Raw genomic sequence first — 25,265 nt, 5'->3', positions numbered from 1 at the left:
CGACATGGCGACCGAAGTCCTCTGGTACGTCATCCCGCGCGAAGGCGCCTACCCCTGGGAACCCGAAGGCCGGCGGCAGGTCGACCTCGGCTACCTCGCCCGGCTCGCCGGCACGGTCGAACGCCTCGGCTACAGCGGTGCGCTGCTCGCCACCGACCTGTACGACGTCTGGCCGCTCGGCAGCGCGCTGGCCGCCTCCACCAGCACCGCGTTCAAGCCCCTGCTGGCCGTCCACCCCGGCCTGATCTCGCCCACCCTGCTCGCCAAGATGGCCCTCAGCTTCGACAACCTCTTCGGCGGCCGGCTCCGCTTCAACGTCGTCAACGGCTCGACGAAGTCCCTCCAGGAGTACGGACTCCATGTGGAGCACGACGAACGGTACGAGCTGAGCGCCGAGTACTGGTCGATCGTGAAGCGGCTCACCGCCGGTGAGGTCTTCGACCACAAGGGCCGTTTCTACGACCTGAAGAACGCGGGCGCGTCCTTCGGGGAGCTGAGACCGGTCCAGGAGTCGCACATCCCGCTCTGGTTCGGCGGCTCGTCCGCCCCCGGGATCGAGATGGCGGCCGAGCACGTCGACGTCTTCCTCACCTGGGGCGAACCCACGCACCTGCTCAAGGAGAAACTGGAGCGGGTCAGGGCGCGGGCCGCCGCGTACGGCCGCACGCTCAGGATCGGGCTCCGGCTCCACCTCATCGTCCGGGACACGGAGGACGAGGCATGGGCGGCGGCCGACCGGCTCCTCGACGTGACGAGCGAGGCGACGTACGCCCGGCAGCTCGGCGACCGGGCGGGGGAGGACGGCGTGGGCTGGCAGCGCCAGTTCCGCCAGCACGGCGGCAAGGTCCCGGCGCACGCCCGGGAGCTGGAGGCGCACCCCAACATGTGGCCGGGCATGAGCCTGTTCCGCCCGGGGCCGGGCACGGCTGTCGTCGGCTCGACGGCCCAGGTCGTCGAGCGCCTCAAGGAGTTCGAGGAACTGGGCGTCGACACCTTCATCCTCTCCGGCAACCCGTTGCTGGAGGAGGCCTACCGGGTGGCGGAGACAGTGCTTCCCGCACTGGGCATCACCCGCTGACCGGGTCCGGTGACGGAGCAGGCGGCCGGGGAGCGGGCATCGGGCTCACGCCCGCCGGGGATCGCGGGACAGCCCCGCGGACGTGCCCCCGTTCCCCGGCGGCGGCGAGAACCGGCCGTCCGCGGGCTGCGGTCGGCGGTGCCCGGTGCGAGACTCGGAACGTCGGGGAGGACCCCGTGCCGCACGGTACGGGCACCGCCGAAGGAGCCGGCCATGCTCACCACCCGTTACGTCGACGGAGCGCCCATCTGGATCGACCTGGGCACACCCGATCTCGACGGGGCCGTCGAGTTCTACACCGGCCTCTTCGGCTGGGAGTACGTGGCGGGCGGCCCGGAGACCGGCGGCTACGGCATGTTCACGCTGAACGGGAGGACAGCCGGCGGCGCGATGACGGTCACCGAGGAGCAGGCGCAGCCGTCCTGGTCGGTGTATTTCCGGTCGTCGGACGCCGATGCCACGGTGCGGGCGGTCGAGCAGGCCGGCGGCACCGTACCCTTCGCCCTGATGGATGTCCGGGATTTCGGCAGGATGGCCGGATTCAGGGACCGGGCGGGCGCCTTCTTCGGCATCTGGCAGCCTGGGGAGAATCCGGGGCTGGGCGCCGTGGGTGTCCCCGGCAGTCTGTGCTGGGCGGAGCTGTACACCCCGGACGTGCCGGCGGCCGCCGCGTTCTACGACGCGGTCCTCGGATGGGAGACCGTCCGGGCGCCGTTCCCCGGAGGCGGCGGGTCGTACACGGTGATCCGGACCGGCGGCGGTGGCGAGGAGGCGGGCTTCGGCGGCCTCGTCCCGCTGAACGCGGTACCGACACGGGCGGTGGCCGGATCGCACTGGCTGCCCTACTTCGAGGTGGTCGACTGCGACGAGGCGGTCGCGGACGTGGAACGGCTGGGCGGCAGGCCGACCCTGGAGCCCGTGGAGATGGAAGGTGTGGGAAAGTTCGCCCACGTCGCCGATCCGGACGGGGCCGAATTCGCTCTGATCAAGAGCGCGCCGTCGCCGCAGAGCTGACCGGAAGTCATCGGCGCGCCGCATTGATGAGGCGTTGATCGGTCGTTTATCGCGACCGGGCACTGTGGACCGCATGCTGATCAACACCGCGGCCGACCCCGCACTCGCCTGGCAGGAGACAGCGCTGTGCGCCCAGGCGGGGCCCGAGTTCTTCTTTCCCGCCCCCGGCAGCTCCACCCGTGAGGCCAAGCAGCTCTGCAACGCCTGCGAGGGGCGCGAGGCCTGCCTGGAGTACGCCCTCGCCAACGACGAGCGCTTCGGCGTATGGGGCGGGCTGTCCGAGAAGGAGCGGGACCGGCTGCGCAGAACCGGCCGCGGCTGAAGCCCCGCGACACCCTCCGGGGCCCCGACGGTCCGGGCCGCGCTCGTCCGGAGGACGGGCGGCGGCCGGCCGTGCCTGTGGGGGCCGCGGCCGTACCGCCTCGCGGGCCTGGGACGATGGCCGTATGAATGATCACGACCGGGACAGTGCGCTCGCGGCTGCCGTACGGCTGCGCGCCGAGGGCCACCAGGAGGAGGCCCGGCAGCGGCTGCTGGCCCTCTCCTCGGAGTTCCCCGCGGACGCCGAGATCGCCTATCAGACCGCCAGGGCCCACGACGTGCTCGGGCTGGAGGCCGAGGCGGTGCCGTTCTACGAACGCAGCCTCGGCGGCACCGGGCTCTCGGAGGAGGACCGCAGGGGGGCGCTCCTCGGCCTGGGGAGCACGTACCGGGTGCTCGGACAGTACGAGAAGGCCGTGGAGGTGCTGCGCGGCGGTGTCGGGCGCTTCCCCGACGACGGGGCGCTGCGGACGTTTCTCGCCATGGCCCTGTTCAACACCGGTGAGCACCACGAAGCCATGCGGTTGCTGCTGGAACTGCTGGCGACCAGCAGCACGGACCCGCAGGTGCGTCAGTACCGGGCGGCGATCGAGCACTACGCGAGGGACCTGCACGAAACGGTGTGAGACCCGGCGCGGGCGTCGACCCGCCGGCCACCGGACGGCGGTCGGCGGGTCGGGCGCGGAAGGGTCAGGCGCCGGCGCGCGCGGCCATCCGCGCCTTGCGGGCGGCCAGCTTCTCGTCGAACTTCGCCGCCTCGCTGTCCAGGCCGCCCATGTAGAGGCCCAGCTCCTCCTGCGCCATGAGGCCGTTGGGGCCCAGGCCGTCGATGGAGAGGACCTTCAGGTAGCGCAGCACGGGCTGGATCACGTCGTCGTGGTGGATGCGCATGTTGTAGATCTCGCCGATCGCCATCTGCGCGGCGGCCCGCTCGAAGCCCGGCATGCCGTGACCGGGCATCCGGAAGTTGACGACGACGTCGCGCACGGCCTGCATCGTCAGGTCGGGGGCGAGTTCGAAGGCCGCACCGAGGAGGTTGCGGTAGAAGACCATGTGCAGGTTCTCGTCGGTCGCGATCCGCGCGAGCATGCGGTCGCAGACCGGGTCGCCCGACTGATGGCCGGTGTTGCGGTGCGAGACGCGGGTGGCCAGCTCCTGGAACGCGACGTACGCCACGGAGTGCAGCATCGAGTGGCGGTTGTCCGACTCGAAGCCCTCCGCCATGTGCGCCATCCGGAACTGCTCCAGCTTGTCCGGGTCGACGGCCCGTGAGGTGAGCAGGTAGTCACGCATCACGATGCCGTGCCGGCCCTCTTCCGCGGTCCAGCGGTGCACCCAGGTGCCCCAGGCGCCGTCGCGGCCGAAGAGGGAGGCGATCTCGTGGTGGTAGCTCGGGAGGTTGTCCTCGGTCAGCAGGTTCACCACCAGGGCGATCTTGCCGATGTCGGTGACCTTGGACTGGTCGGCCTGCCATGCCTCACCGTCCTCGAAGACCCCGGGGAAGTTCCGCCCGTCGGAGAACGGGACGTACTCGTGGGGCATCCAGTCCTTGGCGACCTTGAGATGGCGGTTGAGCTCCTTCTCCACCACCTCTTCCAGGGCGTACAGCAGCTGGGCGTCGGTCCACGCCTTCGGGCTGCCGAGGTGGGGAGCGGTGATCGTCACGGGGAACTCCTGGGGACGGGAGAATTACCTACGGATACGTAGGTTACGAGACCGTAGGTTAAAGCGGCGGTAAGGCCGGCGCCAAGCCGGCCCTCGCGATGCCCGGTTACGTAACGTTATGTACGCAGGTCCCGGGGTGGATCGGCGTCCCTGGACGAGGTTCGACGCGGCGTGCTGCGGGGGGTCCGTGCCTGCGGATCGCCGCTGACCGGGACCGCCCGGCCCCCGGCTGCGGGGCGCTCAGAGTTGTCGGCGTACTCGGAGCGGACCTTCGCGGGGGCGCGGGCACGGTCGGGGTGTGCGGTCAGAGCAGGTGGTCAGCCGCGCCGGACTTCACCGCGGAGATCAGTGCCCGCAACGCCTCCAGGGTGTCGCTGACATGGGCGGTGGTGTCCGTGGTGGAGCCGATGTACGCCCTGCCCTGGTCGTCGATTCCGAAGCGGAAGCAGTTGGCGCCCTCGCTGCAGAAGGCTTCGTCCCAACGGATATCGGTCATGGTCGCTCCTCAGAGGTCCTGGACTATGGATCGGATGAAGTCGCGCGACTCCTCGACGGGCAGCGCGAGTGCGCGCAGGCGCTCCAACAGGCCGCGATACCGGCGCAGTTGCATGTCGGAATCCAGCAGCATCGAACCATGCGAGGAATCGAGCTGCACGGTGTCGAGCTGTGGCACCGCGGCGCCCGCATAGGTGAACGACTGTCCGGCGCCCGGGAAGCCGCCGGCCGCGAACGGGATCACCCGGACCGTGATCCGGTCCCGCTCGGACTGTCCGAGGATGTGGTCCAGTTGGGCCCTCGCCACGTTTGGGCCGCCGAACTGCATGCGCAGCGCCGCCTCGTGGATCACCGACTCGTACATCGGCGGACTCTCCCGCTGCAGCACCTCCTGGCGGCGCAGCCGCAGCGACAGCCGGGCGATCAGATCGGGTCCGGGCAATTGTGGAACGGCCGTGTCGAAGACCGCCCGCGCATGCTCCTCGGTCTGCAGGAGGCCGGGGATGTGTGTGGTGGTGGATGTCTTCAACTCCACCGAGTGGTACTCGAGTTCGGCGATGTCGAGCAGTCCCGGCAGCAGTAGCCCGCGGTGCTCCTCCCACCAGCCCCTGGCGCGCTCCTGGGCCATCCCGGCGAGCAGGTCGACCAGCCCGGCGTCCGGGCAGCCGTAGTTGAAGGCGAGGGTGCGGACCCGTTCGGCGCTGATGCCGAACCGTCCGGATTCGATGTTCGGGATGCGGGTGCGGTCGACGCCGAGCAGCGCGGCGGCCTGCTGCACCGGCATGCCCGACTGCTCGCGCAGTTTGCGGAGTTCGCGCCCGAGGCGCTGCTGGCGGGCGGTCGGGGTGCTTCTGGGGGGCAAGGTGCGGTCCCTTCCGGGGGTGAGGAACGAAATGACCGGAACCGCACAAGTAGTAGCACTGTGCTCCGCGGTGCGCTACGGTCGGTAGCGCAAGCCTCACACGGGGCGACTGCGCCTATGTGTGATCGTCACCACAATTACCGAAATGTGAGCATCTTGATGAAAGGCGCACTGCGTTGTCTCCCGGCTGTCTCGCCTGCCGGACCCCACCCACCGGTGGCGGACAACCTGAGCTATTCGTTCGCACTGCCCGGCGGCGCCTTCTGCGCCGGCCTCGCACGCGGTGCCGTGAGTGACCTTCTCACCCGGCACGGCCTCACGGGGCTCCGGGAGACGGCCGTACTCGCCGCATCGGAACTGGTCGCCACCGCCTACCGGTTCACCCCGGAGCAGGAAATGCTGCTGCGGGTGCACTGGCAGTTCGACGCACTCCGCCTCACCCTCTACGACCAGCACCCCTCGCACGGCTCGGCCATGAAGTCCGAGGAGTGCCGCGAGCGCCGCAGTGACAGCATGTGGCTGCTGGCCGCCGCGGTCGACGCGCACGGCGGGGACTGGGGGCTGGCGCCCGCGCTGACCCCGTCCGGCGGCTGCAAGACCTGGGCGTTACTCCACAGCTGACGTGCACGCCCGCCCGGCCCGCCGGAGGCGAGGTCTCAGCGGGGGCCGCCGAACAGATCGGTCAGGCCGCGGTCGAGATCCAGGAACCGGTGCTCGTCGCCGACGGGCACCATTTCCTGCGCCCGCTCCAGGAAACGACGCAACTCCGCCGTGCGGACGTGCACCATCGCGATGCCCTCGGCGGCATGGAACTCCAGGACCGTACGGTCGTAACCGAACGGCCTGACGCGTACGTCCCCCACACCGGCCGCCCCGTCCATCCCCGCCGCCAGCAGCTCGCGGGAGAACTCCCAGGCGACCTCGGTGCCCTCCAGGGTCGCCGGGGCGGGAAACGCCATACGCACGGCGAACGGATCCTCGGGGTCGTAATGCAGGGTTGCGGGAAGGGTCTCCATCCGCGGTGCGGATGCGACCATGCGGGCCTGCACGGAGTGCTCGATAACGGTGGACAAGACCTGCTCCCTTTCTCGGCCAGATGAACGCTTCCCGGCACTGATACAGACGAGGGAACTCCCTCATCCGTGCACCGGAAGCCGGCGTGAGCTGTATCACCGCTCGCCGCCGCGCCCGGAGCCCGGCCACTTCCCGGCTGCGCACCCTGGACTGGGCACAACTCGTGGGCTAGCTTCCAGCGCCATGAGGGTCAAGGGGAAGACGAGACGACTGATGTCATGGGGGCTCTGCGCGGCGGCGCTGACCGCGGCACCGGCCACACCGGCAGCCGCGGCGACACCGTGGGAGCACCACCGGCCCGGCGAACGACCGGCCTGGACACTCACCGACACCGGAACCGATGCCCGTTTCCGCGGCCTCGCCGCCGTCAGCCGCCGCACCGCCTGGGTCGCGGGCACCAAGGGCACGGTGCTGCGCACGTCCGACGGGGGCGGGCACTGGCGTGACGTGTCACCGCCGGGTGCGGCCGCGGAGGCGCTGGAGTTCCGCGACATCGAGGCGTTCGACGGCCGGCGCGCGGTGGCGCTGGCCATCGGGGAGGGCGAGGCCTCCCGGGTGTTCCGCACGGACGACGGGGGAGTGAGCTGGACGGAGTCGTTCCGCAATACCGACGCGCGCGCCTTCTACGACTGCCTCACCTTCTTCGACAGTCGGCACGGGCTGGCGATGAGCGATCCGGTGGACGGCAAGTACCGCATCCTGTCCACCGCGGACGGCGGCCGGAGCTGGCGGGTGCTGCCCAGCGCTGGCATGCCGGACGCGCAGCCCGGTGAGGCGGGCTTCGCCGCCAGCGGCCAGTGCCTGGTCTCGGCGGGCTCCAGGGACGTCTGGCTCGCGACCGGAGGCGCCGCCACCGCACGGGTGCTGCACTCCGCCGACCGTGGGCTGACCTGGACCGCCACCGAATCGACGATTCCGGCCGGCGACCCGGCCCGCGGCGTCTTCGGACTCGCCTTCCGCGACCGCCACCACGGCATCGCGGTCGGCGGCGACTACCGGGCCGGAGAGCCGTCGCCGAACGCCGCGGCCGTGACGGGCGACGCCGGCCGCACCTGGCAGCAGGCCGCCACCCCGCCGACCGCCTACCGCTCGGGAGTCGCCTGGCTGCCGCACAGCAGGTCCGGTGCCCTGGCGGTCGGCCCGACCGGCACCGACCTCACGACGGACGGCGGCCGCACCTGGCGCACGGTCGACACCGGGTCGTACGACACCGTCGACTGCGCCCCGGACGGCGGCTGTTGGGCCGCGGGCGAGAAGGGGCGCGTGGCAAGCGCGGGACCGCGTCAGGCTCCCTGAGGGCTGTCCCGCAGCCGGGGCCACCACGAGCCCGCACGGCCCGCCGCCGCCCGACCGCACCGTCGGGCAGCGGCGCGGCCTGCCTGTGGCCCGGCCGTTCCGGGCGGGTTGCCGGAGACCGGGTCCCCGGCGGCCGCTTCGGGCGACACGGGACCAGGAGCCCGACCGGCCCCGGGTACCCGCTATCCGGGCAGCTGCCAACGGTACGGGGCGAGTTCGTCCGAGGTCTTCGTCGCGATGAACTCGGTGATGCGGTACGCGCACACACCCTGTGCCGAGAACGGATCCTCCGAAACGATCTCCTCGATCCGCGCACGGTCGTCCCCGACCGCCAGGATCACCCCGCCGTCGCGCGGGTTCTTGCGGCCCGACGCGATGAACACCCCCGCCGCGTACTGCTTGTCCAGCCAGACGACATGGTCCTGGAGCAGTTCGTCGACGCGCTCGACAGGGGCGGTGTAGGTCAGTTCGAGTACAAACATGATCGCCAGGCTACGGGTACGGCGGGGGCCGGCGGGCTCCGGGCCCGTCCCGTGGGCAGCCCTTAGACTCGGCCGCACCATGACAAACCTCCCGATGCCCGCCGACGAGGCCGAAGCCCGAGCCGTCCAGGACACCCTGCGCTCCCGGGTGGTGCTCGACGAACCCGGACCGCCGCCCGGTTCCGGCCGGGTCACGGGGGTCGACGTCGCCTACGACGACGAGCGCGATGTCGTCGTCGCGGCGGCGGTCGTCCTCGACGGGGCGACCTTCGAAGTGGTCGCCGAGACCACCGCCGTCGGCCGGATCACCTTCCCGTACATCCCGGGCCTCCTGGCCTTCCGGGAGATCCCGACCGTGCTGGCCGCGCTCGAGTCCCTGCCGGTCGACCCCGGGCTCGTGATCTGCGACGGATACGGCAGGGCGCACCCGCGCCGCTTCGGACTCGCCAGCCACCTCGGAGTGCTCACCGGCCTCCCGGTGATCGGCGTCGCCAAGAACCCGTTCACCTTCTCGTACGAGCAGCCGGGCCCCCGTCGCGGGGACCGGACGCCGCTGCTCGACGGCGAGGAGGAGGTGGGCCGGGCGCTGCGCACCCAGGACGGCGTCAAACCCGTCTTCGTCTCCGTCGGGCACCGGACCGGTCTGGACAACGCCTGCGCCCACACCCTGCTGCTGGCCCGCGACTTCCGTCAGCCGGAGACCACCCGCAGGGCCGACTCGCTCTGCCGGCAGGCCCTGCGGGAGGCTACCGCCTGAGGGTGTGCAGGGTGCGTGAGTACGCGTACGGATACCGTTTGCCGATCATCACCGGCAAGCTTGTACTCATGAACGAACATCGAACGTCTACGCGACCCGGCACCGTCTATCTCGCTCAGCGCCGGGTCGCGATAGGGATGACCCTCGGGATGATCGCGGGAGTGGCCTGGGCCGTCTCGATGGTCTGCACGCTGGTTTCCTGGGCGCTCTGAGCCCACAGCACTCGGCCGCCCCCGCCCGACCTGCGGCTACCTGTGCTGATCAGGCCCCTGGGCATTGAGCAGCACGCGCCAGGTGGCCTCGTCCCCGACCCCTGTCACCGGCAGATTCCGGGACTCCTGGAACTCCTTGAGCGACCGCATGGTCGAGGGCGTGTAGGTACTGGTGCTGTCGGTCGGCACCCCGGCGTGGTGCAGCAGGTACTGCACCGCCGTGACGGCATCGGGCTCCGTCGTGCGCGAGTCCACCGTGGTGATCAGCAACGGCCAGGTGTCCTTCCCGACCTTGCCGTCAGGGGTCAGACCGTGTGCCGCCTGGAACTTCTTCACGGCCTGGGCCGTGGCCGGGCCGAAGTCGGCGTCGACCTCCACGTCGAAGCCGTTCGCCCGCAGCAGCAGCTGCACCGTTCGCGCCTTCCAGAGCACATCGCCCTTGCGGGCCAGGGGCCAGTCCGTGCCTTCCGAGGGCCGGTCCGACACGTTCGCCGGGGCCTTGGCGTCGCTCTGTCCCGTGGTGGGCACCAGCCACCACACGAAGCCGCCGAGCACGAGCAGGAGAAGCGAGGCGACGGCCAGGGCCGGGTACGCGACGGGGGAGCGGTCCCACCGGCGGGCCGCCGCGTCGCGGTCGGCGGCCGGACCGGCGGGCGCTGCCGCCGGGCCGGGCGCCGCCGCTGCCGCCGGGCGTTTCCCGGCCGCCGCCCGTGCCAGGGCGAGTGCCCGGTCCAGCTCGTCGGCCGGGGCCCGCAGCGCCGAGTGCAGCTGTTCGACGATCCGGATCGGGGCGTTGGAGGCGTGAGCGGGATTCAGATAGCGCGACAGTGTGGTCTGGTCGATCCCCAGCCGCTTGGCGAGCGACTGCTGAGTGGGTTTCTCGCGGCCGTCGCGCGCCGACGACTCCCACCAGTTCCTCAATAACCCGGCGAGCGCCCGCCCCGGTTGTTCCTCGCGACCCGCCACAGTGTTGTCCGTCATCGTTCTTCCCCGACTCTCTGTGTGCCTAGCCGCAGGTCAGCGCTTTGCATCAGGAGCATGCCCGGGTGCGCCGACCTGCGGGACGCAGATCGTAGTGAAAGCGCCGATCCGTGCCGCGCGGCCGGGAGCCCGCGAAGCGGTGCCACGGCCCGCTCACCCGGGGAACGAGGAGGCAGGGGCGTGCGTGAGACATCACCCGAACGAGTGCGTGCCGCCCGGGACGTCGGCTCAGCGGGTCGACGCGACCCGGAAGCGCAGGCCGGCCGAGCGCAGCCGTTCCAGCAGTGCGTCACCCATCGCGGTGGCCGTGGTGACCTGCCCCGATGTCGGCGGGAGCTCGTCCAGGGCGAGGCAGAGCGCGGACTCGGCGAGCATCCTCGCTGTCTCGTCGTATCCGGGGTCGCCGCCCGAGACCTCGGTGAAGACCCGTTGCCCGCCGCCCTCACCGACGAAGCGCACGGTGAACCAGCTGCGCCGACGGCGCTCCGCGTCCGGCCCCTTGCCCGGCTCGTACCGGTCCATCAGCCAGGACCGGGCCGCCGGAACCTGCGCGGCGCCCAGGAGGGCGCCGACCGCGGCCGTGCCGCCGAGCGCCACCGGCAGATGGCGCACCGAGGCGAAGTGGCGGTAGCGGAAGTCGGGGCCGTACCGGGCCAGCGCCCGCGCCGAGCGTTCGACGATCTGCGGGTCCAGCGTCGGCAGCGGGAGCGCCCAGGTGCCGGTCTCCGTGCTGAAGTGCGGGGCGCCGATCGGGGCGCGGGCCCGGCGCGCGACCAGCCGCGGTTCGTGCAGCCGGCGTTCCCGGGCGGCGCTCAGCATCCGCGGGCCGCGGCCCATCGCGGTGAGCGCCGAGGCGAACGTGCCGCCGGAGAAGACGGCGTTGCTGCGTACGAAGCCGTCGATGCTCAGCGGTACGTCCTGGGGCAGCTGCTGGACGGTGAAGTACACCCCGAGGTCGTGCGGAACGGAATCGAAACCGCAGGCGTGCACGATCCTCGCCCCGGTCTCACGGGCGCGCGTGTCGTGCTCCAGATACATCCGGTCCACGAACTCCGCCTCGCCGGTGAGGTCCGCGTAGTCCGTCCCCGCCTCGGCGCAGGCCGCGACCAGCTTCTCGCCGTACCAGACATAGGGGCCCACCGTCGTGGCCACCACATGGGCGGACTCGGCGAGCTCGCGCAGCGAGTGCTCGTCCTCGGCGTCGGCGTGCAGCAGCGGGAGCTCCGCGCAGCGCGGGTCCATCGCGGTGAGGCGTTCGCGCAGGCGCTCCAGCTTGGCACGGTCGCGTCCGGCCACGGCCCAGCGGCAGCCGGAGGGTGCGTGGGCGACCAGATATCCGGCGGTGAGGGCGCCCACGAAGCCGGTGGCACCGAAGAGGATTACGTCATAAGGGCGTTGTGCCCCGTTCTGCCTGTTCATGAGTGCCTCCGCGGGGCCGGCGCCGATGTGGCAGGCAGAGGTTAGCGGAGGGGTCGTGGCGGTGTGCGGCCGGGCGGCCCCCATGGGGGAGGATCCCGGGGACGGAACTAAGCGCTTGCTCGGCCAAAGGGGTTGTGCGGAGCGCGGTGCGTTCTTAGCATCATCGCTGTTACATCAGTTGTGTCATACCGCTGGGGGCTCGATGGCAACGACAGAGCACGGCTCGCACGGCCCGCTGGCAGGGGTGCGAGTGGTCGAACTGGCAGGCATCGGTCCCGGTCCCTTCGCCGCGATGCTCCTGGCCGACCTCGGCGCCGACGTCGTCAGGGTCGACCGGCCCGGCGGTCCGGGGCTGGGCATCGACCCCGCGTACGACCTCACCAATCGCAACAAACGCTCCGTGCTCGTCGACCTCAAGGCCGAGGACGGAGCCGCCAAGGTGCTCGATCTGGTCGAGCGCGCCGACATCCTGATCGAGGGCTACCGGCCGGGCGTCGCCGAACGCCTCGGCGTCGGCCCCGACGCCGCGCTGGCCCGTAACCCGCGGCTCGTGTACGGGCGGATGACCGGCTGGGGCCAGGACGGACCGCTCGCCGAACGGGCCGGGCACGACATCGCCTACATCGCGCTCACCGGCACCCTCTCCATGATCGGCAAGCCCGACGAGCCGCCCACCGTCCCGGCCAATCTCGTCGGCGACTACGCGGGCGGCTCGCTCTATCTCGTCGTCGGTGTGCTTGCCGCCCTCCAGCACGCCCGCACCCCCGGCGGCCGAGGCCAGGTCGTGGACGCGGCGATCGTCGACGGCGCCGCCCATCTCGCCATGATGATCCACGGAATGCTGGCGGCCGGGGGCTGGCAGGACCGGCGTGGATCCAACCTCCTGGACGGCGGCTGCCCGTTCTACGGCACGTACGAGACCGCCGACGGCCAGTACATGGCGGTCGGGCCGCTGGAGCAGCGGTTCTACGAGGAGTTCCGCAGGCTCCTCGGGATCGGCGACGAGGCCCCGGACCGGGGCGACCCCGGCCGGTGGGAGGAGCTGCGCACCGTCGTCGCCGAACGGTTCCGGACCCGTACGCGCGCCGAGTGGACCGAGGTGTTCGAGGGATCGGACGCCTGCGTCGCTCCCGTACTCTCGCTCCGCGAGGCGCCGCACCACCCGCACATCGCCGCCCGTGCCACCTTCGTCGACCACGACGGGCTCGTCCAGCCCGCGCCCGCACCGCGCTTCTCGGCGACCCCTGCCTCGGTGCGCGGCGGGCCCGCTCGGCCCGGCGCGGACACCGAGGCCGTCGCCGCCGACTGGGGCGTACCCGGCATCGCGGGGACCCCGGAGGGCGGGACCGGCTGATGGTGCGGCCCGCCGTGACCCCCGCCGGGCCGCACCGGCCCGGCCCACCCCCATCGTCAAGAACTGGTTCCAGGAGGCACGCAGTGCAGCGGCAGATCTTCACCGAAGAGCACGAGGCGTTCCGCGAGACCGTGCGTACCTTCCTCACCAAGGAGGTGCTCCCGCACTACGAGCAGTGGGAGAAGGACGGCATCGTCTCGCGCGAGGCATGGCTCGCGGCCGGCCGGCAGGGGCTGCTGGGCCTCGCCGTGCCCGAGGAGTACGGGGGCGGCGGCAACACCGACTTCCGTTACAGCGCCGTCCTCGCCGAGGAGTTCACCCGGGCCGGCACCCCCGGCCTCGCGCTCGGGCTGCACAACGACATCATCGGCCCCTACCTCACGGGCCTCGGCACCGACGAGCAGAAGCGGCGCTGGCTGCCCGGATTCTGCAGCGGCGAGACCATCACCGCCATCGCCATGACCGAACCGGGCGCGGGCTCGGACCTCCAGGGCATCCGCGCCACCGCCGAGGACAAGGGCGACCACTGGCTGCTCAACGGCTCCAAGACCTTCATCTCCAACGGCATCCTCGCCGACCTGGTCGTCGTCGTGGCGAAGACCACCCCCGAGGGCGGGGCGAAAGGGCTCTCGCTGATCGTCGTCGAACGCGGCGCGGAGGGCTTCGAGCGCGGCCGCAACCTCGACAAGATCGGCCAGAAGTCACAGGACACCGCCGAACTGTTCTTCCATGACGTCCGCGTGCCCAAGGAGAACCTGCTCGGCGAGCGCGACGGCGCCTTCATCCACCTGATGACCAACCTGGCGCAGGAACGGATGGGCATAGCGGTCGCCGGGATCGCCGCGGCGGAACATCTGCTGGAGATCACCACGAAGTACGTCAAGGAGCGCGAGGCCTTCGGAAGGCCGCTCTCCAAGCTCCAGCACATCCGGTTCGAGATCGCCGAGATGGCCACCGAGTGCGCCGTCACCCGCACCTTCATCGACCGCTGCATCGTCGACCACTCCGACGGGACGCTCGACGCCGTGCACGCCTCGATGGCCAAGTGGTGGGCCACCGAGCTGCAGAAGCGCGCCGCCGACCGCTGCCTCCAACTGCACGGCGGATACGGCTACATGACGGAGTACCCGGTCGCCAAGGCGTTCACCGACGGCCGCATCCAGACCATCTACGGCGGCACGACCGAGATCATGAAGGAGATCATCGGCCGCTCGCTGCTCGCCTGACCCTGTCGCACAACCTCCCCCGAAAGGCTGCTGTCTTGAGTACCGAAGCGTTTGTCTACGACGCGATCCGCACGCCGCGCGGCCGCGGCAAGGCCAATGGCGCCCTGCACGGCACCAAGCCGATCGACCTCGTCGTCGGCCTCATCCACGAACTCCGCAGCCGCTTCCCCGGCCTCGACCCGGCGGCCATCGACGACATCGTCCTCGGCGTGGTCAGCCCGCTCGGCGACCAGGGCTCCGACATCGCCCGGATCGCCGCCATCGCGGCCGGCCTCCCGGACACCGTCGCGGGCGTCCAGGAGAACCGCTTCTGTGCCTCGGGCCTGGAGGCCGTCAACCTGGCAGCGGCCAAGGTCCGTTCGGGCTGGGAGGACCTCGTCCTCGCCGGTGGTGTCGAGTCGATGTCCCGGGTCCCGATGGGCTCCGACGGCGGCGCCTGGGCGATGGACCCGATGACCAACTTCGAGACCGGCTTCGCTCCGCAGGGCGTCGGTGCCGACCTCATCGCCACCATCGAGGGCTTCTCCCGCCGCGACGTCGACGAGTTCGCCGCGCTGTCCCAGGAACGCGCCGCCGAAGCGTGGAAGGACGGCCGTTTCGCCCGCTCCGTCGTCCCCGTCAAGGACCGCAACGGCCTCGTCGTGCTCGACCACGACGAGCACATGCGGCCCGGCACCACCGCCGACTCGCTCGCCGCGCTCAAGCCGTCCTTCGCCGCGATCGGCGAGATGGGCGGCTTCGACGCGGTGGCGCTGCAGAAGTACCACTGGGTCGAGAAGATCGACCACGTCCACCACGCGGGCAACTCCTCCGGCATCGTCGACGGCGCCGCCTTCGTCGCGATCGGCAACAAGGAGGTCGGCGAGCGCTACGGACTCACGCCGCGCGCCCGGATCATCTCCGCCGCAGTCTCCGGATCCGAGCCGACCATCATGCTCACCGGCCCCGCGCCCGCCACCCGCAAGGCCCTCGCCAAGGCCGGGCTGACCATCGACGACATCGACCTCGTCGAGATCAACGAGGCGTTCGCCGGGGTCGTGCTCCGCTTCGCCCGGGACATGGGTCTCCCGCTCGACAAGATCAACGTCAACGGCGGCGCAATCGCGCTCGGCCACCCCCTGGGCGCCACCGGCGCGATGATCCTCGGCACCCTCATCGACGAACTGGAGCGCCGCGACCAGCGGTACGGCCTCGCCACCCTCTGCGTCGGCGGCGGCATGGGCATCGCCACCGTCATCGAGCGTCTCTGACCGTCCCCCGGCCCCCCGGGAGGGCCGGCGGCGGGTGGCGTGGCGTCGCGGGGGCGGGGCACGCGCCTCGCGGCGTTGTCGTCCCTCACCGTGTTCCCCGAGCTCTCGGCTTCGCTCGAGCAGGGGAGGCCCCATGCGCCATGGACCGGTCCTCCGCCTCGCGATCCACGCACCCCGGCCCCGCTCCTTCACCCGCGCCACCCGCCGCCGGCCCCCTCACTTACGGAGAAGAACAGCAATGACCGAGAGCACGACCATCCGCTGGGAGCAGGACGAGACCGGCGTCGTCACCCTCGTACTCGACGACCCCGACCAGTCCGCCAACACGATGAACCAGGCCTTCAAGGACTCCATCGCGGCCATCGCCGACCGCGCCGAGGCCGAGAAGGACGCCATCCGCGGCATCATCTACACCTCCGCCAAGAAGACCTTCTTCGCGGGCGGTGACCTCAAGGACATGATCAAGGTCGGTCCGGACAACGCCCAGCAGGCCTTCGACACCGGCACCGCCATCAAGAACTCGCTGCGCCGCATCGAGACCCTCGGCAAGCCCGTCGTCGCCGCCATCAACGGCGCCGCGCTCGGCGGCGGTTACGAGATCGCGCTCGCCTCGCACCACCGCGTCGCCCTCGACGCCCCCGGCTCCCGGATCGGCCTGCCCGAGGTCACCCTCGGTCTGCTGCCCGCCGGTGGCGGCGTCACCCGCACCGTACGCCTCATGGGCATCGCCGACGCACTGCTGAAGGTCCTCCTCCAGGGCACCCAGTACACCCCGCGGCGCGCCCTGGAGAACGGCCTGGTCCACGAGGTCGCCGCCACCCGGGAGGAGATGATCGAAAAGGCCCGCGCCTTCATCGACGCCAACCCCGAGTCCCAGCAGCCCTGGGACGTCAAGGGATACAGGATCCCCGGCGGTACCCCGTCCAACCCGAAGTTCGCCGCGAACCTGCCGGCCTTCCCGTCCAACCTGAAGAAGCAGCTCGCGGGCGCCCCGATGCCCGCGCCCCGCAACATCCTGGCCGCCGCCGTCGAAGGCTCCCAGGTCGACTTCGAGACCGCGCTGACCATCGAGGCCCGCTACTTCACCGAGCTGGTCACCGGCCAGGTCGCGAAGAACATGATCCAGGCGTTCTTCTTCGACCTCCAGGCCGTCAACTCCGGAGCCAGCCGCCCCAAGGGCATCGAGGAGCGCCAGGTCAGCAAGGTCGCCGTGCTCGGCGCCGGGATGATGGGCGCCGGCATCGCGTACTCCTGCGCCCGCGCCGGCATCGAGGTCGTCCTCAAGGACGTCTCCACCGAGGCCGCGGCCAAGGGCAAGGCGTACAGCGAGAAGCTGCTGGACAAGGCGCTTTCCCGGGGCCGTACGACCGAGGCGAAGCGCGACGAGCTGCTGGCCCGCATCACGCCGACCGGCGACCCGGCCGACCTGGCGGGCTGCGACGCCGTCATCGAGGCCGTCTTCGAGGACACCGCGCTCAAGCACAAGGTGTTCCAGGAGATCCAGGACATCATCGAGCCGGACGCGCTGCTCTGCTCCAACACCTCGACACTGCCCATCACCGTCCTCGCCGAGGGCGTCTCGCGACCGGCCGACTTCATCGGGCTGCACTTCTTCTCGCCCGTCGACAAGATGCCGCTTGTCGAGATCATCAAGGGCGAGCAGACCGGCGACGAGGCCCTGGCCCGCGCCTTCGACCTGGTCCGCCGGATCAAGAAGACCCCGATCGTCGTCAACGACTCGCGCGGCTTCTTCACCTCGCGTGTCATCGGCCAGTTCATCAACGAGGGCGTCGCCATGGTCGGCGAGGGCGTCGAGCCCGCGTCCGTCGAGCAGGCCGCGGCACAGTCGGGGTACCCGGCGAAGGTGCTCTCGCTGATGGACGAGCTGACGCTCACCCTGCCCCGCAAGATCCGCAACGAGACGAAGCGGGCCGTCGAGGAGGCCGGAGGCACCTGGCCCGGACACCCGTCGGACGCCGTCATCGACCGGATGGTCGACGAGTTCGGCCGACCGGGACGCAGCGGTGGCGCGGGCTTCTACGAGTACGACGAGGCAGGCAAGCGCACCCGCCTCTGGCCCGGACTGCGGGAGCACTTCGGGGGTTCCGGGGGTCGTCCCCCGGGTGGGCACAGCACCGAGCCCGATGCCGACATCCCCTTCGTCGACATGAAGGAACGGATGCTGTTCTCCGAGGCACTGGACAGCGTCCGCTGCCTGGAGGAGAACGTCCTGATCACCGTCGCCGACGCCAACATCGGCTCCATCATGGGCATCGGCTTCCCGCCGTGGACCGGCGGCGTGCTCCAGTACATCAACGGTTACGAGGGCGGCCTGCCCGGCTTCGTCGCCCGCGCCCGGGAGCTCGCCGAGCGGTACGGCGACCGTTTCCTGCCGCCCGCGCTGCTCGTGGAGAAGGCCGAGAAGGGCGAGACCTTCCACGACTGACACCCATGGACGGAGCACATCCCGCGGGCCGCGTTCACTCCGCCGTGAACGCGGCCCGCAGCTCCTCCTTCAACGACCGCTGGAACGCGGTGACCAGCGCCTGGAGCACCATCGGCTGCATATGGGCGGACAACGACTTCATCGCCGCCACGTGCTCGGGGTCCGCCTCCCGTTCCCGGTACGGACCCCACACCTCGTCCCGGAACAGCCGGGTCAGCTCCTGCGCGGCGGACCGGGAGTGCTCAAGCAGCACCGTGCGGGCGGCCAGGATCGTCTCGTGGGCGATCGGTACGCCGAGCAGTTCGACCCCGAGCCGCAGCAGCCCCGGATCCACCCGGTAGCTGCCGTCGGCCGGCTCCGCGTGCTCCAGCACACCCATCGCGGCCAGCCGCGCGATGTCCTGATCGGTCAGCGCCCGGCCGGCCCGCCGCTCCAGCTCCGCCCGCGTCGCGTCCTCCGCGGAGTCGGGTGCCCAGGAGGCCACCAGCGCACGGTGGATCGCCAGGTCGTGCGCGCTCAGATCCGGTGGCAGCTGCTCCAGATAGCGTTCGATCGCGGCGAGCGTCATGCCCTGGTGCTGGAGCTCCTCGATGAGCGCGAGCCGTGACAGGTGCTCGTGGCCGTAGTGCCCCACCCGTCGCGGCCCGATCACCGGGGGCGGCAGCAGACCCCGGGTGCTGTAGAAACGCACGGTGCGTACCGTGACACCGGCGCGCGCTGCCAGCTCGTCGACGGTGAGCGTCGGCTCCTCGGTCCCGGTCGCCATCTCTGCTCCTCGTGTCCGGCCCTGAGGGCGAGCGGCTGTACGCGTGGCCCACCCCGGTGCAACAGTATTGCTGTCTCACCATTGATGTGAAAGTGCCCGGCTCGGTTGTCAGAGGTGCCGCCTAGCCTGATGCCATGTCCGGGATCATGTACGTACAGGGGGACGCGACGGCGCCCCACGGCAAGGGCGTCAAGCTGATCGTCCACGTCTGCAACGACCTCGGTGGCTGGGGCAAGGGATTCGTCCTGGCGCTCTCGCGCCGCTGGCCCGAGCCCGAAGCGGCCTATCGCCGGTGGCACCGGGAGCGCGCGGGCAATGACTTCGCCCTCGGCGCGGTGCAGTTCGTGCAGGTGAGCCCGTACGTCTGGGTGGCGAACACGGTGGGCCAGCGGGGCATGCGCACGGGCAGCAACGGAGTCCCGGTGCGATACGAGGCGATCGACACGGCGTTGGAAGCGGTGGCCGACCGGGCCCGCGAGCTGGGGGCCTCGGTCCACATGCCGCGGATCGGCTGCGGGCTCGCGGGCGGGAAGTGGTCCCGGATCGAGCCCTTGATAGAGAAGCGGCTGACCGGCCGGGGGATACCGGTGACGGTGTACGACTTCGGCTGAGCGTTCGTCCCGGTGTCCCGGTGTCCCGGTGTCCCGGTGTCCCGGCGGGCCGGTGTCCCGGTGTCCCGGGGGCCCTTCGGGGCGCCGGGCGGCCTCGGCCCGCGGTGACCTACTGGATAATCTGACCCGGCCAGCGGGGCGGCAGGAAGAGGTGGGGCCGGTGGCGGGTGCCGAGACGGGGCGCGGAGAGTCCGGGCGTCCCGATGCCGTCAAGCCGCCCGACCCGGTGGACACGTCCCTGCTGACCCTGCTCGGCCTCGGACCGGACGAGGACGCGGTCTACCGCCTGCTCGTGGACCGTCCCGACAGCGAACCGGCCGCGCTCACGGGCCCGGTGAGCGGCCCCGGGGCGGCGCGCGCCCTCGACTCGCTGGTCGAACGCGGGCTCGCCAGTGCCACGCGGCCGGATGCCGAGGACACCGTCCGGTACCGGGCCGCCCCGCCCGTCCTCGCGCTCGGACCGCTCCTCGAATCCCGCAGGTCGGCGCTGCACCGGGTCGAGTCGCTGGTCGGGGATCTCACCGAGCGCCACCGCGCCGCGCAGTCGCACGCATCGGGAGCGCCGGTGGAGGTGCTGTCCGGCCCGGCGACGTCTGCTGACCATGCAGCGCCAGGCCAGGACCGAGGTGTGCACCTTGGTGCCGGCCAGGCACGTGCCCGCGATACTCAGCTTCGAGGACAACCACGAAGAGGTGGACTCCGAGATGATGCGCCGCGGCGTGGCCGTGCGCAGTGTGGTGGAACGCGAATGGCTGGAGCATCCGGAGACCGCGGCCGTGCTGTCCTCCTGCGTCGCCCAGGGCCAGCACATCTCCGTCACGGACCGGCTGCCGATCAAGCTCGCCATAGTGGACCGCCGGGTGGCCCTGCTGCCCCTGGATCCTGAGCGCGAGGCGGAGCCGGTGGCGCTCGTCGTGCACCGAACGGGACTGCTCACGGCCCTGGTCTCGCTCTTCGAGGAGCACTTCGAGAAGGGCTGGCGGCTGAGTGTCTCCGGTACGGCGGAGGAGCACGAGTCCCCGGGCGCGGCGATCGACCGGCAGATCGTGGCCCTCCTCCACGTGGGTCTGACCGACGCCGCCATCGCCCGCCAGCTGGGGATGGGGCATCGCACCGTGCAGCGGCGGCTGCACGCGCTGATGGACGAAGTGGGTGCGGCGACGCGCTTCCAGCTCGGCTGGTACGCCGCGCGTGCCGGGTGGCTGCCCGACATCGCGGACAACCCCTCGGCCCCGGACGTCATCTGAGGCGTAATTACGCCACGGCACTTTCGCGCCAGCATCATCTCTTGTTCACCCGGCCTCCCATGGCGAACGATCAGCACGTCAACGCCTGAGCCACCCCGTTGGCTCGGGCGCAGGTGTGCGATGGGGAGGTCCCGTGAGACGAACGAGTGTGCTGCGGATGCTGGCGACCGGAGTGGCCGCCGCCGCGACCGGCGCGACGCTGCTGGCCGCACCCGCCTGGGCGGACGACACCGCCACGGCACAGCCGACGGAACCGGTGGCCGTCGCCCCGGCGATGACCCAGGGCCTGGACCGGACCGCCCGGGCGGGCACGCCCGCCGAGGCGGCCCGCGCCCACATCAAGGACCACAAGGACACGTACAAGGTCCCGACCTCCGACCTGAAGACGCTGCGGACCACCAGGACCGGCAAGCAGTCCTCGGTGCGTTTCCAGCAGAAGCACGACGGTGTGCCGGTCTTCGGCGCCGAGTACGCGGTGCAGACCGAGGCGGCCGACGGCGGCCAGCGGGTCACCTCCGCGACCGGCACGCTCTACACCGATCTCACCGTCTCCACCACGCCGAAGGTCGCCGAACCCACCGCGAAGCAGAGGATGTTCGCGCTCGACCGCAGTCTGTCCGCGGTGCAGGGCGCGAAGACCGCGGCGCACGGCCTCTCCGTGCTGCCCGACGCCCACGGCGGCAGGCTCGCCTGGCACTTCACCGTCACCGGCGCCAGGACGGACGGCAGTCCGGTGCGCCAGGAGGTGTACGTCGACGCGCGGGTGGGCGGCATCGCGCTCTCGTACAACAACATCGACGCGGCCGACGCGTCGCCCGCGCAGGGGACGGGCGTACGCGTCGACGGCAGCGAGGCGAAGCTGGACGTCAACAAGGAGGCGGACGGTTCGTACACGCTCGTCGACTCGACGCGCTCCATGTACCCGCAGTCCGGCGGCCAGATACGTACCTACGACGCCAACCGCAAGCAGTACACGGACGTCGCCGGCGGCCCGGTCGCCGGCGACATCCCGCTGAGCACCTCGGCGAGCGACCGCTTCGACGGCGCGAACACCTCCTCGGGCGCGGTCGACGCCCACCTGAACGCCACGAAGGTCTACGAGTACTACAAGAGCCAGATCGGCCGCGACAGCATCGACGGCAAGGGCGGCACGATCCACTCCGTCGTCAACGTCGCCGCGAACGGCAAGGACTACGCCAACGCCTTCTGGGACGGCTCCAAGATGGTCTACGGCCACATGAACGGAGTCCCGCTCTCCGTCGGCCTGGACGTCGTCGGCCACGAGATGACGCACGGTGTCACCGAGCACTCCGCCGGGCTCGTCTACCTCAACCAGTCGGGCGCCCTCAACGAGGCGATATCCGATTACTTCGGCAACGCCATGGAGACCGCCGACAAGGGCGTCGCGATGAGCGACCCGACGTCCGGCCTCGTCGGTGAGTACCTCTGCAACGGCACGAAGCCGCTGGAGGAGTGCGCCCTGCGCGACCTGAACGACGGGCGCAACGCGCAGAAGGACTACGAGCCCATCACGCTGGACATCGACAACGGCGGGGTGCACTACAACTCCACCATCGTCGGCGGCGCGCTGTGGGACATGCGCAAGAACCTCGACAGCAAGCTCGCCGACCAGATCGTCTACCGGTCCGCGCAGAACTACCTCACGCCGCTGTCCGGCTTCACCGACATGCGCAACGCGGTCACCCTGGCCGCCAAGTCCCTGAAGGTCTCCGAGGCCGACCTCGCGACCATCGCCAAGGCCTTCGACGACCACGGCATCGAGGCCGGCTGGGAGAAGAAGGGGGGCACGCACGACGGCACCACCATCGGAGCCGGCGTACTGCCCGCCTACGAGGTCTACGGCGGCGTCGACGAGCAGGCCGCGCAGATCAACGGCGATGTCTACGCGATCAGCCACGGCGACGCCATCGCCTGGGACCAGGGCAGCGCCGCCTTCGGTATCACCGTGGGCGCCTTCGGCAAGAAGCCGGTGCGCGAACTGGCCCAGAAGGACGCCTATCTGCTCGACCCCTCGCTGGACGACGACCGCATCGTCTTCACCCGGATCACCGCCGACGGCGTCGGCATCTACCGGACCGGCGCGAAGGGCCAGGGCGCGATCAAGAAGCTGGTCGACCTGCCGGGCGCGGACGAGACCGAGCCGGTGACCGAGAGCGGTGCGCTCGCCTACATCAGCACCACGCCCGACGGCGAGCAGGACGTCATGCTCCGCAAGGCCGACGGAACGACGGTCAACGTGACCCCGGAGGGCGGCACCAAGGCCGCCCGCCTCGCCATGAAGAACGGCCGGATCGCCTGGGCCGGCGGCGACGGGACATACGTCTACGTCCACGACATCGCGACGGGCACCACGCAGACCAAGCGGATCGCCGGTTTCATCTTCGACTATGTCTCCGACATCCAGCTGACCTCCGACAACGTCTTCTGGCGGGAGACGAGCGGCTTCCTGATTCCGGGCTCGAAGTTCATGTCGGCTCCGCTCGACGACCTGTCCAAGGCCGCGAAGCTGCGCTACCCGACGAGCGTGTACGGTGCCCAGTTCTCGGTCAACGACGAGTACTTCGCCTACTCCACGTACGACCTCTGGGGCGCGCTCGGCTCCTGGAGCGGGCCGACCAAGGTGAAGGTCTCCAAGACCGCCGATGTGCTCGCGGGCCTCGACAACTACACCCGCGTCTCCTGCTCCTCCGGCGCCCAGCTGGCTCCTTCGCTCGGGGACGGCCAGCGCGTCGCCTGGCTGGACACGACCGCGGCGGCCACCGACGTGGTGACCCGCGAGACGTTCGCCGGGACCTGCGAGTAGTACCCCCCGGCCGGCAGACCGCACCCTCGGCAGGGCGCCCACCGGACTCCGGTGGGCGCCCTGCCCGCGCTGATACGTCGATACGGGGTGAGTCACTCCGTTCTAGGGTGGGGGTGGAAGCGGCGGAACGGGAGAGGGCCCATGACGGCACGGAGCACCGACGAGACACGGCTGGCCCTGGCGCTGCGCACGACGCCGCCCTCCGACGCGCTGAGCGAGCAGATCCTGGACGCCGCGCGCGAGCAGTTCACGACCTTCGGGCTGCGCCGTTCCACCGTCGACGACGTCGCCAAGCGAGCCAGGGTCTCGCGGGTGACCGTGTACCGGCGGATCGGCAACAAGGACGGCCTCGTCTCCGCCTGTCTGCTGCGCGAGTACCGCCGCTTCGTCATGGAGGTGGACGACGCCGTGGCCGCGCTCCCGACGAAGGAGGACCGGCTCGTCGAGGGCTTCGTCGCGGTTCTCCGGCACATCCGCGAGCATCCGCTCATCGGCGGTCTGCTGAGACTGGAGCCCGAGACGATGCTGCCGTTCCTGACCCTGGAGAGCGGACCGGCCTTCCTCGCCATCCGCGAGTACCTGGCCGACCGGCTGCGGGACGCCCGGCGCGCGGAGGGCCGGCCGGCGAGCGATCCGACCCCGGTCGCCGAACTGATGGTGCGGATCACCGTCTCCTTCCTTCTCAATCCCGTCAGCTGTTTCGAGCTGGACGACGACACCCAGGTGCGGGAGTTCGCCCGCCGCTATCTGGTGCCGCTGCTCGCTGCCGGGTAGCACCGGCGCGGCCGTCCGTCTCGTCGGGCAGGGGCTCCACGGGGCGGCTGCGGGCCCAGTGCGGTCCGAGGTCGTCGAGCCGCCAGCCGAAGGGGTACGAACGGGGCTGCGGGCGCGAGGGTAACCTGCGCGGCCGGGCCGGCAGTGCGCGGACACAACGCGCGCGCAGGCGCAGGGCCGCCGACGCGGAGGCCCGCACCCACCGCGGCTGCGGCCGGAAGCCCAGCGCCGCCAGCAGCGGCTCGTCCAGCACCCCGAGCGCGAATCTGGCCACCAGCGGCCGCAGCGGACGCGGGTACCAGCTCGCGATCACACGGAACGTGGCGTTCGCGACCCGCCGGTTCGCCGGGTCGTACGCGAACATCCGCTCCTCGTAGGAGTCGAGAAGCCGCTCGAACCCCTCGTATGTGTCGGGCACCCCCTCGATGCCCATCATCGCTGCCGTCTTCCGGCCGGCCTCCACCAGGGCCTGGACCTCCTGGGCGCACAGGGGACGCCAGCCGAACCGGTCGATCCAGCGCTTCGGTCCCACGACCGTGGTCGCGAGGACATAGCGGAAGTCGTCGTTCGGGATCCTGTACTTGCCGTGGATCCGGTTGAGATGACGCGCGGCCGCCCGCCCGCGCTCCGAGTCGAAGCCGTCGGCGGCCATCTCGTACCCGATCAGCACCGTGTCGTCGAACCGCTTCTGCCCGGCCCGTTCGAACTCCTGGGTCCGGTCCAGGAGCAAGGAGATGCGGGGAACGCCGTAGTCCCGGAGGAAGGCGACGCTCACCCCCTGCCGGTAGTCCCAGGGGAACTCGAACTGGGAGATCAGCCGAAGGATCTCGGCGTAGTCGCGCGCCGGATCCATCCGGCGAATCTCGTGCAGGCGGCTGTATCGGCCCATGGTGCGCCCTCCTGTCCGTGTGCCGACTCCCTGTGGGGCCGCTCTCGCGGTCTGGCGTTGCGTGACGGGCCAACTCGGCTGATCCACACGGGATATGACGGATCGTCCGGACCGGGAGTCAAAGTTACAAATACTATCGACTTGTTTCACGAGTCCCGTCAACACCGCGGCCGGCCGGGCATGCGGCAGTGTGCGGCGGGGGCCGGTGCGCATGACTTCCGA

General features: G+C 70.9%; 26 protein-coding genes. 16 read left to right on the top strand and 10 right to left on the bottom strand.

The features are described 5' to 3' along the window. Positions 1 to 4: 4 nt before the first annotated feature. From OHA19_RS06425 to OHA19_RS06410, 4 genes are all read left to right on the top strand, one after another. Positions 5 to 1,078, top strand: a complete 1,074-nt coding sequence (locus OHA19_RS06425) for an LLM class flavin-dependent oxidoreductase (protein WP_405749635.1) — start codon at positions 5 to 7, stop codon at positions 1,076 to 1,078. 213 nt (positions 1,079 to 1,291) lie between these two features. Beyond that, the gene (locus OHA19_RS06420) at positions 1,292 to 2,092 is read left to right on the top strand and encodes a VOC family protein (protein ID WP_405749634.1); all 801 of its coding nucleotides are present in this window, start codon (positions 1,292 to 1,294) and stop codon (positions 2,090 to 2,092) included. A 73-nt stretch (positions 2,093 to 2,165) separates the two neighbouring features. Further along, positions 2,166 to 2,414, top strand: coding sequence for a WhiB family transcriptional regulator (locus OHA19_RS06415; protein WP_405718925.1), 249 nt, complete (start codon positions 2,166 to 2,168; stop codon positions 2,412 to 2,414). A 124-nt stretch (positions 2,415 to 2,538) separates the two neighbouring features. Then, positions 2,539 to 3,039, top strand: a complete 501-nt coding sequence (locus OHA19_RS06410) for a tetratricopeptide repeat protein (RefSeq protein ID WP_405749632.1) — start codon at positions 2,539 to 2,541, stop codon at positions 3,037 to 3,039. 64 nt (positions 3,040 to 3,103) lie between these two features. Here OHA19_RS06410 and OHA19_RS06405 read toward each other — a convergent pair whose 3' ends face one another. The 3 genes from OHA19_RS06405 to OHA19_RS06395 form a co-directional block, all read right to left on the bottom strand. Next, positions 3,104 to 4,078 carry an acyl-ACP desaturase gene (locus tag OHA19_RS06405; protein WP_405749631.1) on the bottom strand — a complete coding sequence of 325 codons (975 nt, stop codon included), beginning with the start codon at positions 4,076 to 4,078 and terminating at the stop codon, positions 3,104 to 3,106. A 304-nt stretch (positions 4,079 to 4,382) separates the two neighbouring features. Then, positions 4,383 to 4,574, bottom strand: coding sequence for a hypothetical protein (locus tag OHA19_RS06400; RefSeq protein WP_405718933.1), 192 nt, complete (start codon positions 4,572 to 4,574; stop codon positions 4,383 to 4,385). Between the two features lie 9 nt (positions 4,575 to 4,583). Further along, a complete protein-coding gene (locus OHA19_RS06395) occupies positions 4,584 to 5,435 on the bottom strand; it encodes a helix-turn-helix transcriptional regulator (protein WP_405718936.1) in 852 nt (283 codons plus the stop codon). A gap of 216 nt (positions 5,436 to 5,651) precedes the next feature. Between OHA19_RS06395 and OHA19_RS06390 the strand changes: the two genes are divergently transcribed. Next, positions 5,652 to 6,056 carry an ATP-binding protein gene (locus tag OHA19_RS06390; RefSeq protein WP_405718939.1) on the top strand — a complete coding sequence of 135 codons (405 nt, stop codon included), beginning with the start codon at positions 5,652 to 5,654 and terminating at the stop codon, positions 6,054 to 6,056. 35 nt (positions 6,057 to 6,091) lie between these two features. On the opposite strand, the gene OHA19_RS06385 is transcribed toward OHA19_RS06390, so the two are convergent. Next, positions 6,092 to 6,508 carry an SsgA family sporulation/cell division regulator gene (locus tag OHA19_RS06385; protein ID WP_405718942.1) on the bottom strand — a complete coding sequence of 139 codons (417 nt, stop codon included), beginning with the start codon at positions 6,506 to 6,508 and terminating at the stop codon, positions 6,092 to 6,094. 184 nt (positions 6,509 to 6,692) lie between these two features. On the opposite strand from OHA19_RS06385, the gene OHA19_RS06380 reads away from it, so the two are divergent. Continuing rightward, the gene (locus OHA19_RS06380) at positions 6,693 to 7,805 is read left to right on the top strand and encodes a WD40/YVTN/BNR-like repeat-containing protein (protein WP_405749629.1); all 1,113 of its coding nucleotides are present in this window, start codon (positions 6,693 to 6,695) and stop codon (positions 7,803 to 7,805) included. A 182-nt stretch (positions 7,806 to 7,987) separates the two neighbouring features. Here the strand turns inward: OHA19_RS06380 and OHA19_RS06375 are convergent, their stop codons facing one another. After that, positions 7,988 to 8,287: a YciI family protein gene (locus OHA19_RS06375; RefSeq protein ID WP_405718947.1), complete on the bottom strand. Its 300-nt coding sequence runs from the start codon at positions 8,285 to 8,287 to the stop codon at positions 7,988 to 7,990. A gap of 94 nt (positions 8,288 to 8,381) precedes the next feature. Between OHA19_RS06375 and OHA19_RS06370 the strand changes: the two genes are divergently transcribed. After that, positions 8,382 to 9,044, top strand: coding sequence for an endonuclease V (locus OHA19_RS06370; protein ID WP_405721999.1), 663 nt, complete (start codon positions 8,382 to 8,384; stop codon positions 9,042 to 9,044). 68 nt (positions 9,045 to 9,112) lie between these two features. Next, the gene (gene mmpA, locus OHA19_RS06365) at positions 9,113 to 9,256 is read left to right on the top strand and encodes a morphogenic membrane protein MmpA (RefSeq protein ID WP_266728004.1); all 144 of its coding nucleotides are present in this window, start codon (positions 9,113 to 9,115) and stop codon (positions 9,254 to 9,256) included. A gap of 36 nt (positions 9,257 to 9,292) precedes the next feature. Here the strand turns inward: mmpA and OHA19_RS06360 are convergent, their stop codons facing one another. Continuing rightward, positions 9,293 to 10,237: a peptidoglycan-binding protein gene (locus tag OHA19_RS06360; protein WP_405718951.1), complete on the bottom strand. Its 945-nt coding sequence runs from the start codon at positions 10,235 to 10,237 to the stop codon at positions 9,293 to 9,295. A 228-nt stretch (positions 10,238 to 10,465) separates the two neighbouring features. Then, positions 10,466 to 11,656, bottom strand: coding sequence for a saccharopine dehydrogenase family protein (locus OHA19_RS06355; RefSeq protein WP_405718953.1), 1,191 nt, complete (start codon positions 11,654 to 11,656; stop codon positions 10,466 to 10,468). Between the two features lie 202 nt (positions 11,657 to 11,858). On the opposite strand from OHA19_RS06355, the gene OHA19_RS06350 reads away from it, so the two are divergent. The 4 genes from OHA19_RS06350 to OHA19_RS06335 all read left to right on the top strand — a co-directional run bounded on the left by OHA19_RS06350 (position 11,859) and on the right by OHA19_RS06335 (position 17,932). Continuing rightward, positions 11,859 to 13,010: a CaiB/BaiF CoA transferase family protein gene (locus tag OHA19_RS06350; RefSeq protein WP_405718956.1), complete on the top strand. Its 1,152-nt coding sequence runs from the start codon at positions 11,859 to 11,861 to the stop codon at positions 13,008 to 13,010. An 83-nt stretch (positions 13,011 to 13,093) separates the two neighbouring features. After that, complete coding sequence (locus OHA19_RS06345) at positions 13,094 to 14,236, top strand: acyl-CoA dehydrogenase family protein (RefSeq protein ID WP_405718958.1); 1,143 nt, start codon at positions 13,094 to 13,096, stop codon at positions 14,234 to 14,236. Between the two features lie 35 nt (positions 14,237 to 14,271). Further along, entirely contained in the window at positions 14,272 to 15,486 is a 1,215-nt protein-coding gene (locus OHA19_RS06340) for an acetyl-CoA C-acetyltransferase (protein ID WP_405749627.1), read from the top strand. 238 nt (positions 15,487 to 15,724) lie between these two features. Next, positions 15,725 to 17,932, top strand: coding sequence for a 3-hydroxyacyl-CoA dehydrogenase NAD-binding domain-containing protein (locus OHA19_RS06335; protein ID WP_405718963.1), 2,208 nt, complete (start codon positions 15,725 to 15,727; stop codon positions 17,930 to 17,932). 34 nt (positions 17,933 to 17,966) lie between these two features. On the opposite strand, the gene OHA19_RS06330 is transcribed toward OHA19_RS06335, so the two are convergent. Next, complete coding sequence (locus tag OHA19_RS06330) at positions 17,967 to 18,698, bottom strand: MerR family transcriptional regulator (RefSeq protein ID WP_405718966.1); 732 nt, start codon at positions 18,696 to 18,698, stop codon at positions 17,967 to 17,969. A gap of 134 nt (positions 18,699 to 18,832) precedes the next feature. On the opposite strand from OHA19_RS06330, the gene OHA19_RS06325 reads away from it, so the two are divergent. Next, entirely contained in the window at positions 18,833 to 19,309 is a 477-nt protein-coding gene (locus OHA19_RS06325) for a macro domain-containing protein (protein ID WP_405718969.1), read from the top strand. Between the two features lie 109 nt (positions 19,310 to 19,418). Here OHA19_RS06325 and OHA19_RS06320 read toward each other — a convergent pair whose 3' ends face one another. Beyond that, positions 19,419 to 19,991 (bottom strand): hypothetical protein, encoded by a 573-nt coding sequence (locus OHA19_RS06320; protein ID WP_405749625.1) that lies wholly within the window; start codon positions 19,989 to 19,991, stop codon positions 19,419 to 19,421. Here OHA19_RS06320 and OHA19_RS06315 point away from each other — a divergent pair. The 3 genes from OHA19_RS06315 to OHA19_RS06305 all read left to right on the top strand — a co-directional run bounded on the left by OHA19_RS06315 (position 19,963) and on the right by OHA19_RS06305 (position 24,154). Then, entirely contained in the window at positions 19,963 to 20,556 is a 594-nt protein-coding gene (locus tag OHA19_RS06315; protein WP_405718974.1) for a hypothetical protein, read from the top strand. The two genes, OHA19_RS06320 and OHA19_RS06315, sit on opposite strands and share 29 nt — an antisense overlap. Before the next feature lie 133 nt (positions 20,557 to 20,689). After that, positions 20,690 to 23,380, top strand: a complete 2,691-nt coding sequence (locus tag OHA19_RS06310; protein ID WP_405749623.1) for a M4 family metallopeptidase — start codon at positions 20,690 to 20,692, stop codon at positions 23,378 to 23,380. A gap of 141 nt (positions 23,381 to 23,521) precedes the next feature. Next, positions 23,522 to 24,154 carry a TetR/AcrR family transcriptional regulator gene (locus OHA19_RS06305; RefSeq protein ID WP_405718979.1) on the top strand — a complete coding sequence of 211 codons (633 nt, stop codon included), beginning with the start codon at positions 23,522 to 23,524 and terminating at the stop codon, positions 24,152 to 24,154. On the opposite strand, the gene OHA19_RS06300 is transcribed toward OHA19_RS06305, so the two are convergent. After that, positions 24,072 to 25,043: an oxygenase MpaB family protein gene (locus tag OHA19_RS06300; protein ID WP_405718982.1), complete on the bottom strand. Its 972-nt coding sequence runs from the start codon at positions 25,041 to 25,043 to the stop codon at positions 24,072 to 24,074. The two genes, OHA19_RS06305 and OHA19_RS06300, sit on opposite strands and share 83 nt — an antisense overlap. Between the last annotated feature and the right edge of the window lie 222 nt (positions 25,044 to 25,265).

The organism is Streptomyces sp. NBC_00012, assembly GCF_045040875.1.
Lineage (GTDB): Bacteria > Actinomycetota > Actinomycetes > Streptomycetales > Streptomycetaceae > Streptomyces.
This window is presented reverse-complemented; position numbering and strand designations above follow the sequence as displayed.

What these genes read in the sequence shown, in the direction of transcription:
- OHA19_RS06425 (WP_405749635.1), top strand. Translation starts at nt 5, where the DNA reads ATGGCGACCGAAGTCCTCTGGTACGTCATCCCGCGCGAAGGCGCCTAC.
- OHA19_RS06420 (WP_405749634.1), top strand. Translation starts at nt 1,292, where the DNA reads ATGCTCACCACCCGTTACGTCGACGGAGCGCCCATCTGGATCGACCTG.
- OHA19_RS06415 (WP_405718925.1), top strand. Translation starts at nt 2,166, where the DNA reads ATGCTGATCAACACCGCGGCCGACCCCGCACTCGCCTGGCAGGAGACA.
- OHA19_RS06410 (WP_405749632.1), top strand. Translation starts at nt 2,539, where the DNA reads ATGAATGATCACGACCGGGACAGTGCGCTCGCGGCTGCCGTACGGCTG.
- OHA19_RS06400 (WP_405718933.1), bottom strand. Translation starts at nt 4,574, where the DNA reads ATGACCGATATCCGTTGGGACGAAGCCTTCTGCAGCGAGGGCGCCAAC.
- OHA19_RS06380 (WP_405749629.1), top strand. Translation starts at nt 6,693, where the DNA reads ATGAGGGTCAAGGGGAAGACGAGACGACTGATGTCATGGGGGCTCTGC.
- OHA19_RS06375 (WP_405718947.1), bottom strand. Translation starts at nt 8,287, where the DNA reads ATGTTTGTACTCGAACTGACCTACACCGCCCCTGTCGAGCGCGTCGAC.
- OHA19_RS06370 (WP_405721999.1), top strand. Translation starts at nt 8,382, where the DNA reads ATGCCCGCCGACGAGGCCGAAGCCCGAGCCGTCCAGGACACCCTGCGC.
- mmpA (WP_266728004.1), top strand. Translation starts at nt 9,113, where the DNA reads ATGAACGAACATCGAACGTCTACGCGACCCGGCACCGTCTATCTCGCT.
- OHA19_RS06360 (WP_405718951.1), bottom strand. Translation starts at nt 10,237, where the DNA reads ATGACGGACAACACTGTGGCGGGTCGCGAGGAACAACCGGGGCGGGCG.
- OHA19_RS06355 (WP_405718953.1), bottom strand. Translation starts at nt 11,656, where the DNA reads ATGAACAGGCAGAACGGGGCACAACGCCCTTATGACGTAATCCTCTTC.
- OHA19_RS06350 (WP_405718956.1), top strand. Translation starts at nt 11,859, where the DNA reads ATGGCAACGACAGAGCACGGCTCGCACGGCCCGCTGGCAGGGGTGCGA.
- OHA19_RS06335 (WP_405718963.1), top strand. Translation starts at nt 15,725, where the DNA reads ATGACCGAGAGCACGACCATCCGCTGGGAGCAGGACGAGACCGGCGTC.
- OHA19_RS06330 (WP_405718966.1), bottom strand. Translation starts at nt 18,698, where the DNA reads ATGGCGACCGGGACCGAGGAGCCGACGCTCACCGTCGACGAGCTGGCA.
- OHA19_RS06325 (WP_405718969.1), top strand. Translation starts at nt 18,833, where the DNA reads ATGTCCGGGATCATGTACGTACAGGGGGACGCGACGGCGCCCCACGGC.
- OHA19_RS06305 (WP_405718979.1), top strand. Translation starts at nt 23,522, where the DNA reads ATGACGGCACGGAGCACCGACGAGACACGGCTGGCCCTGGCGCTGCGC.
- OHA19_RS06300 (WP_405718982.1), bottom strand. Translation starts at nt 25,043, where the DNA reads ATGGGCCGATACAGCCGCCTGCACGAGATTCGCCGGATGGATCCGGCG.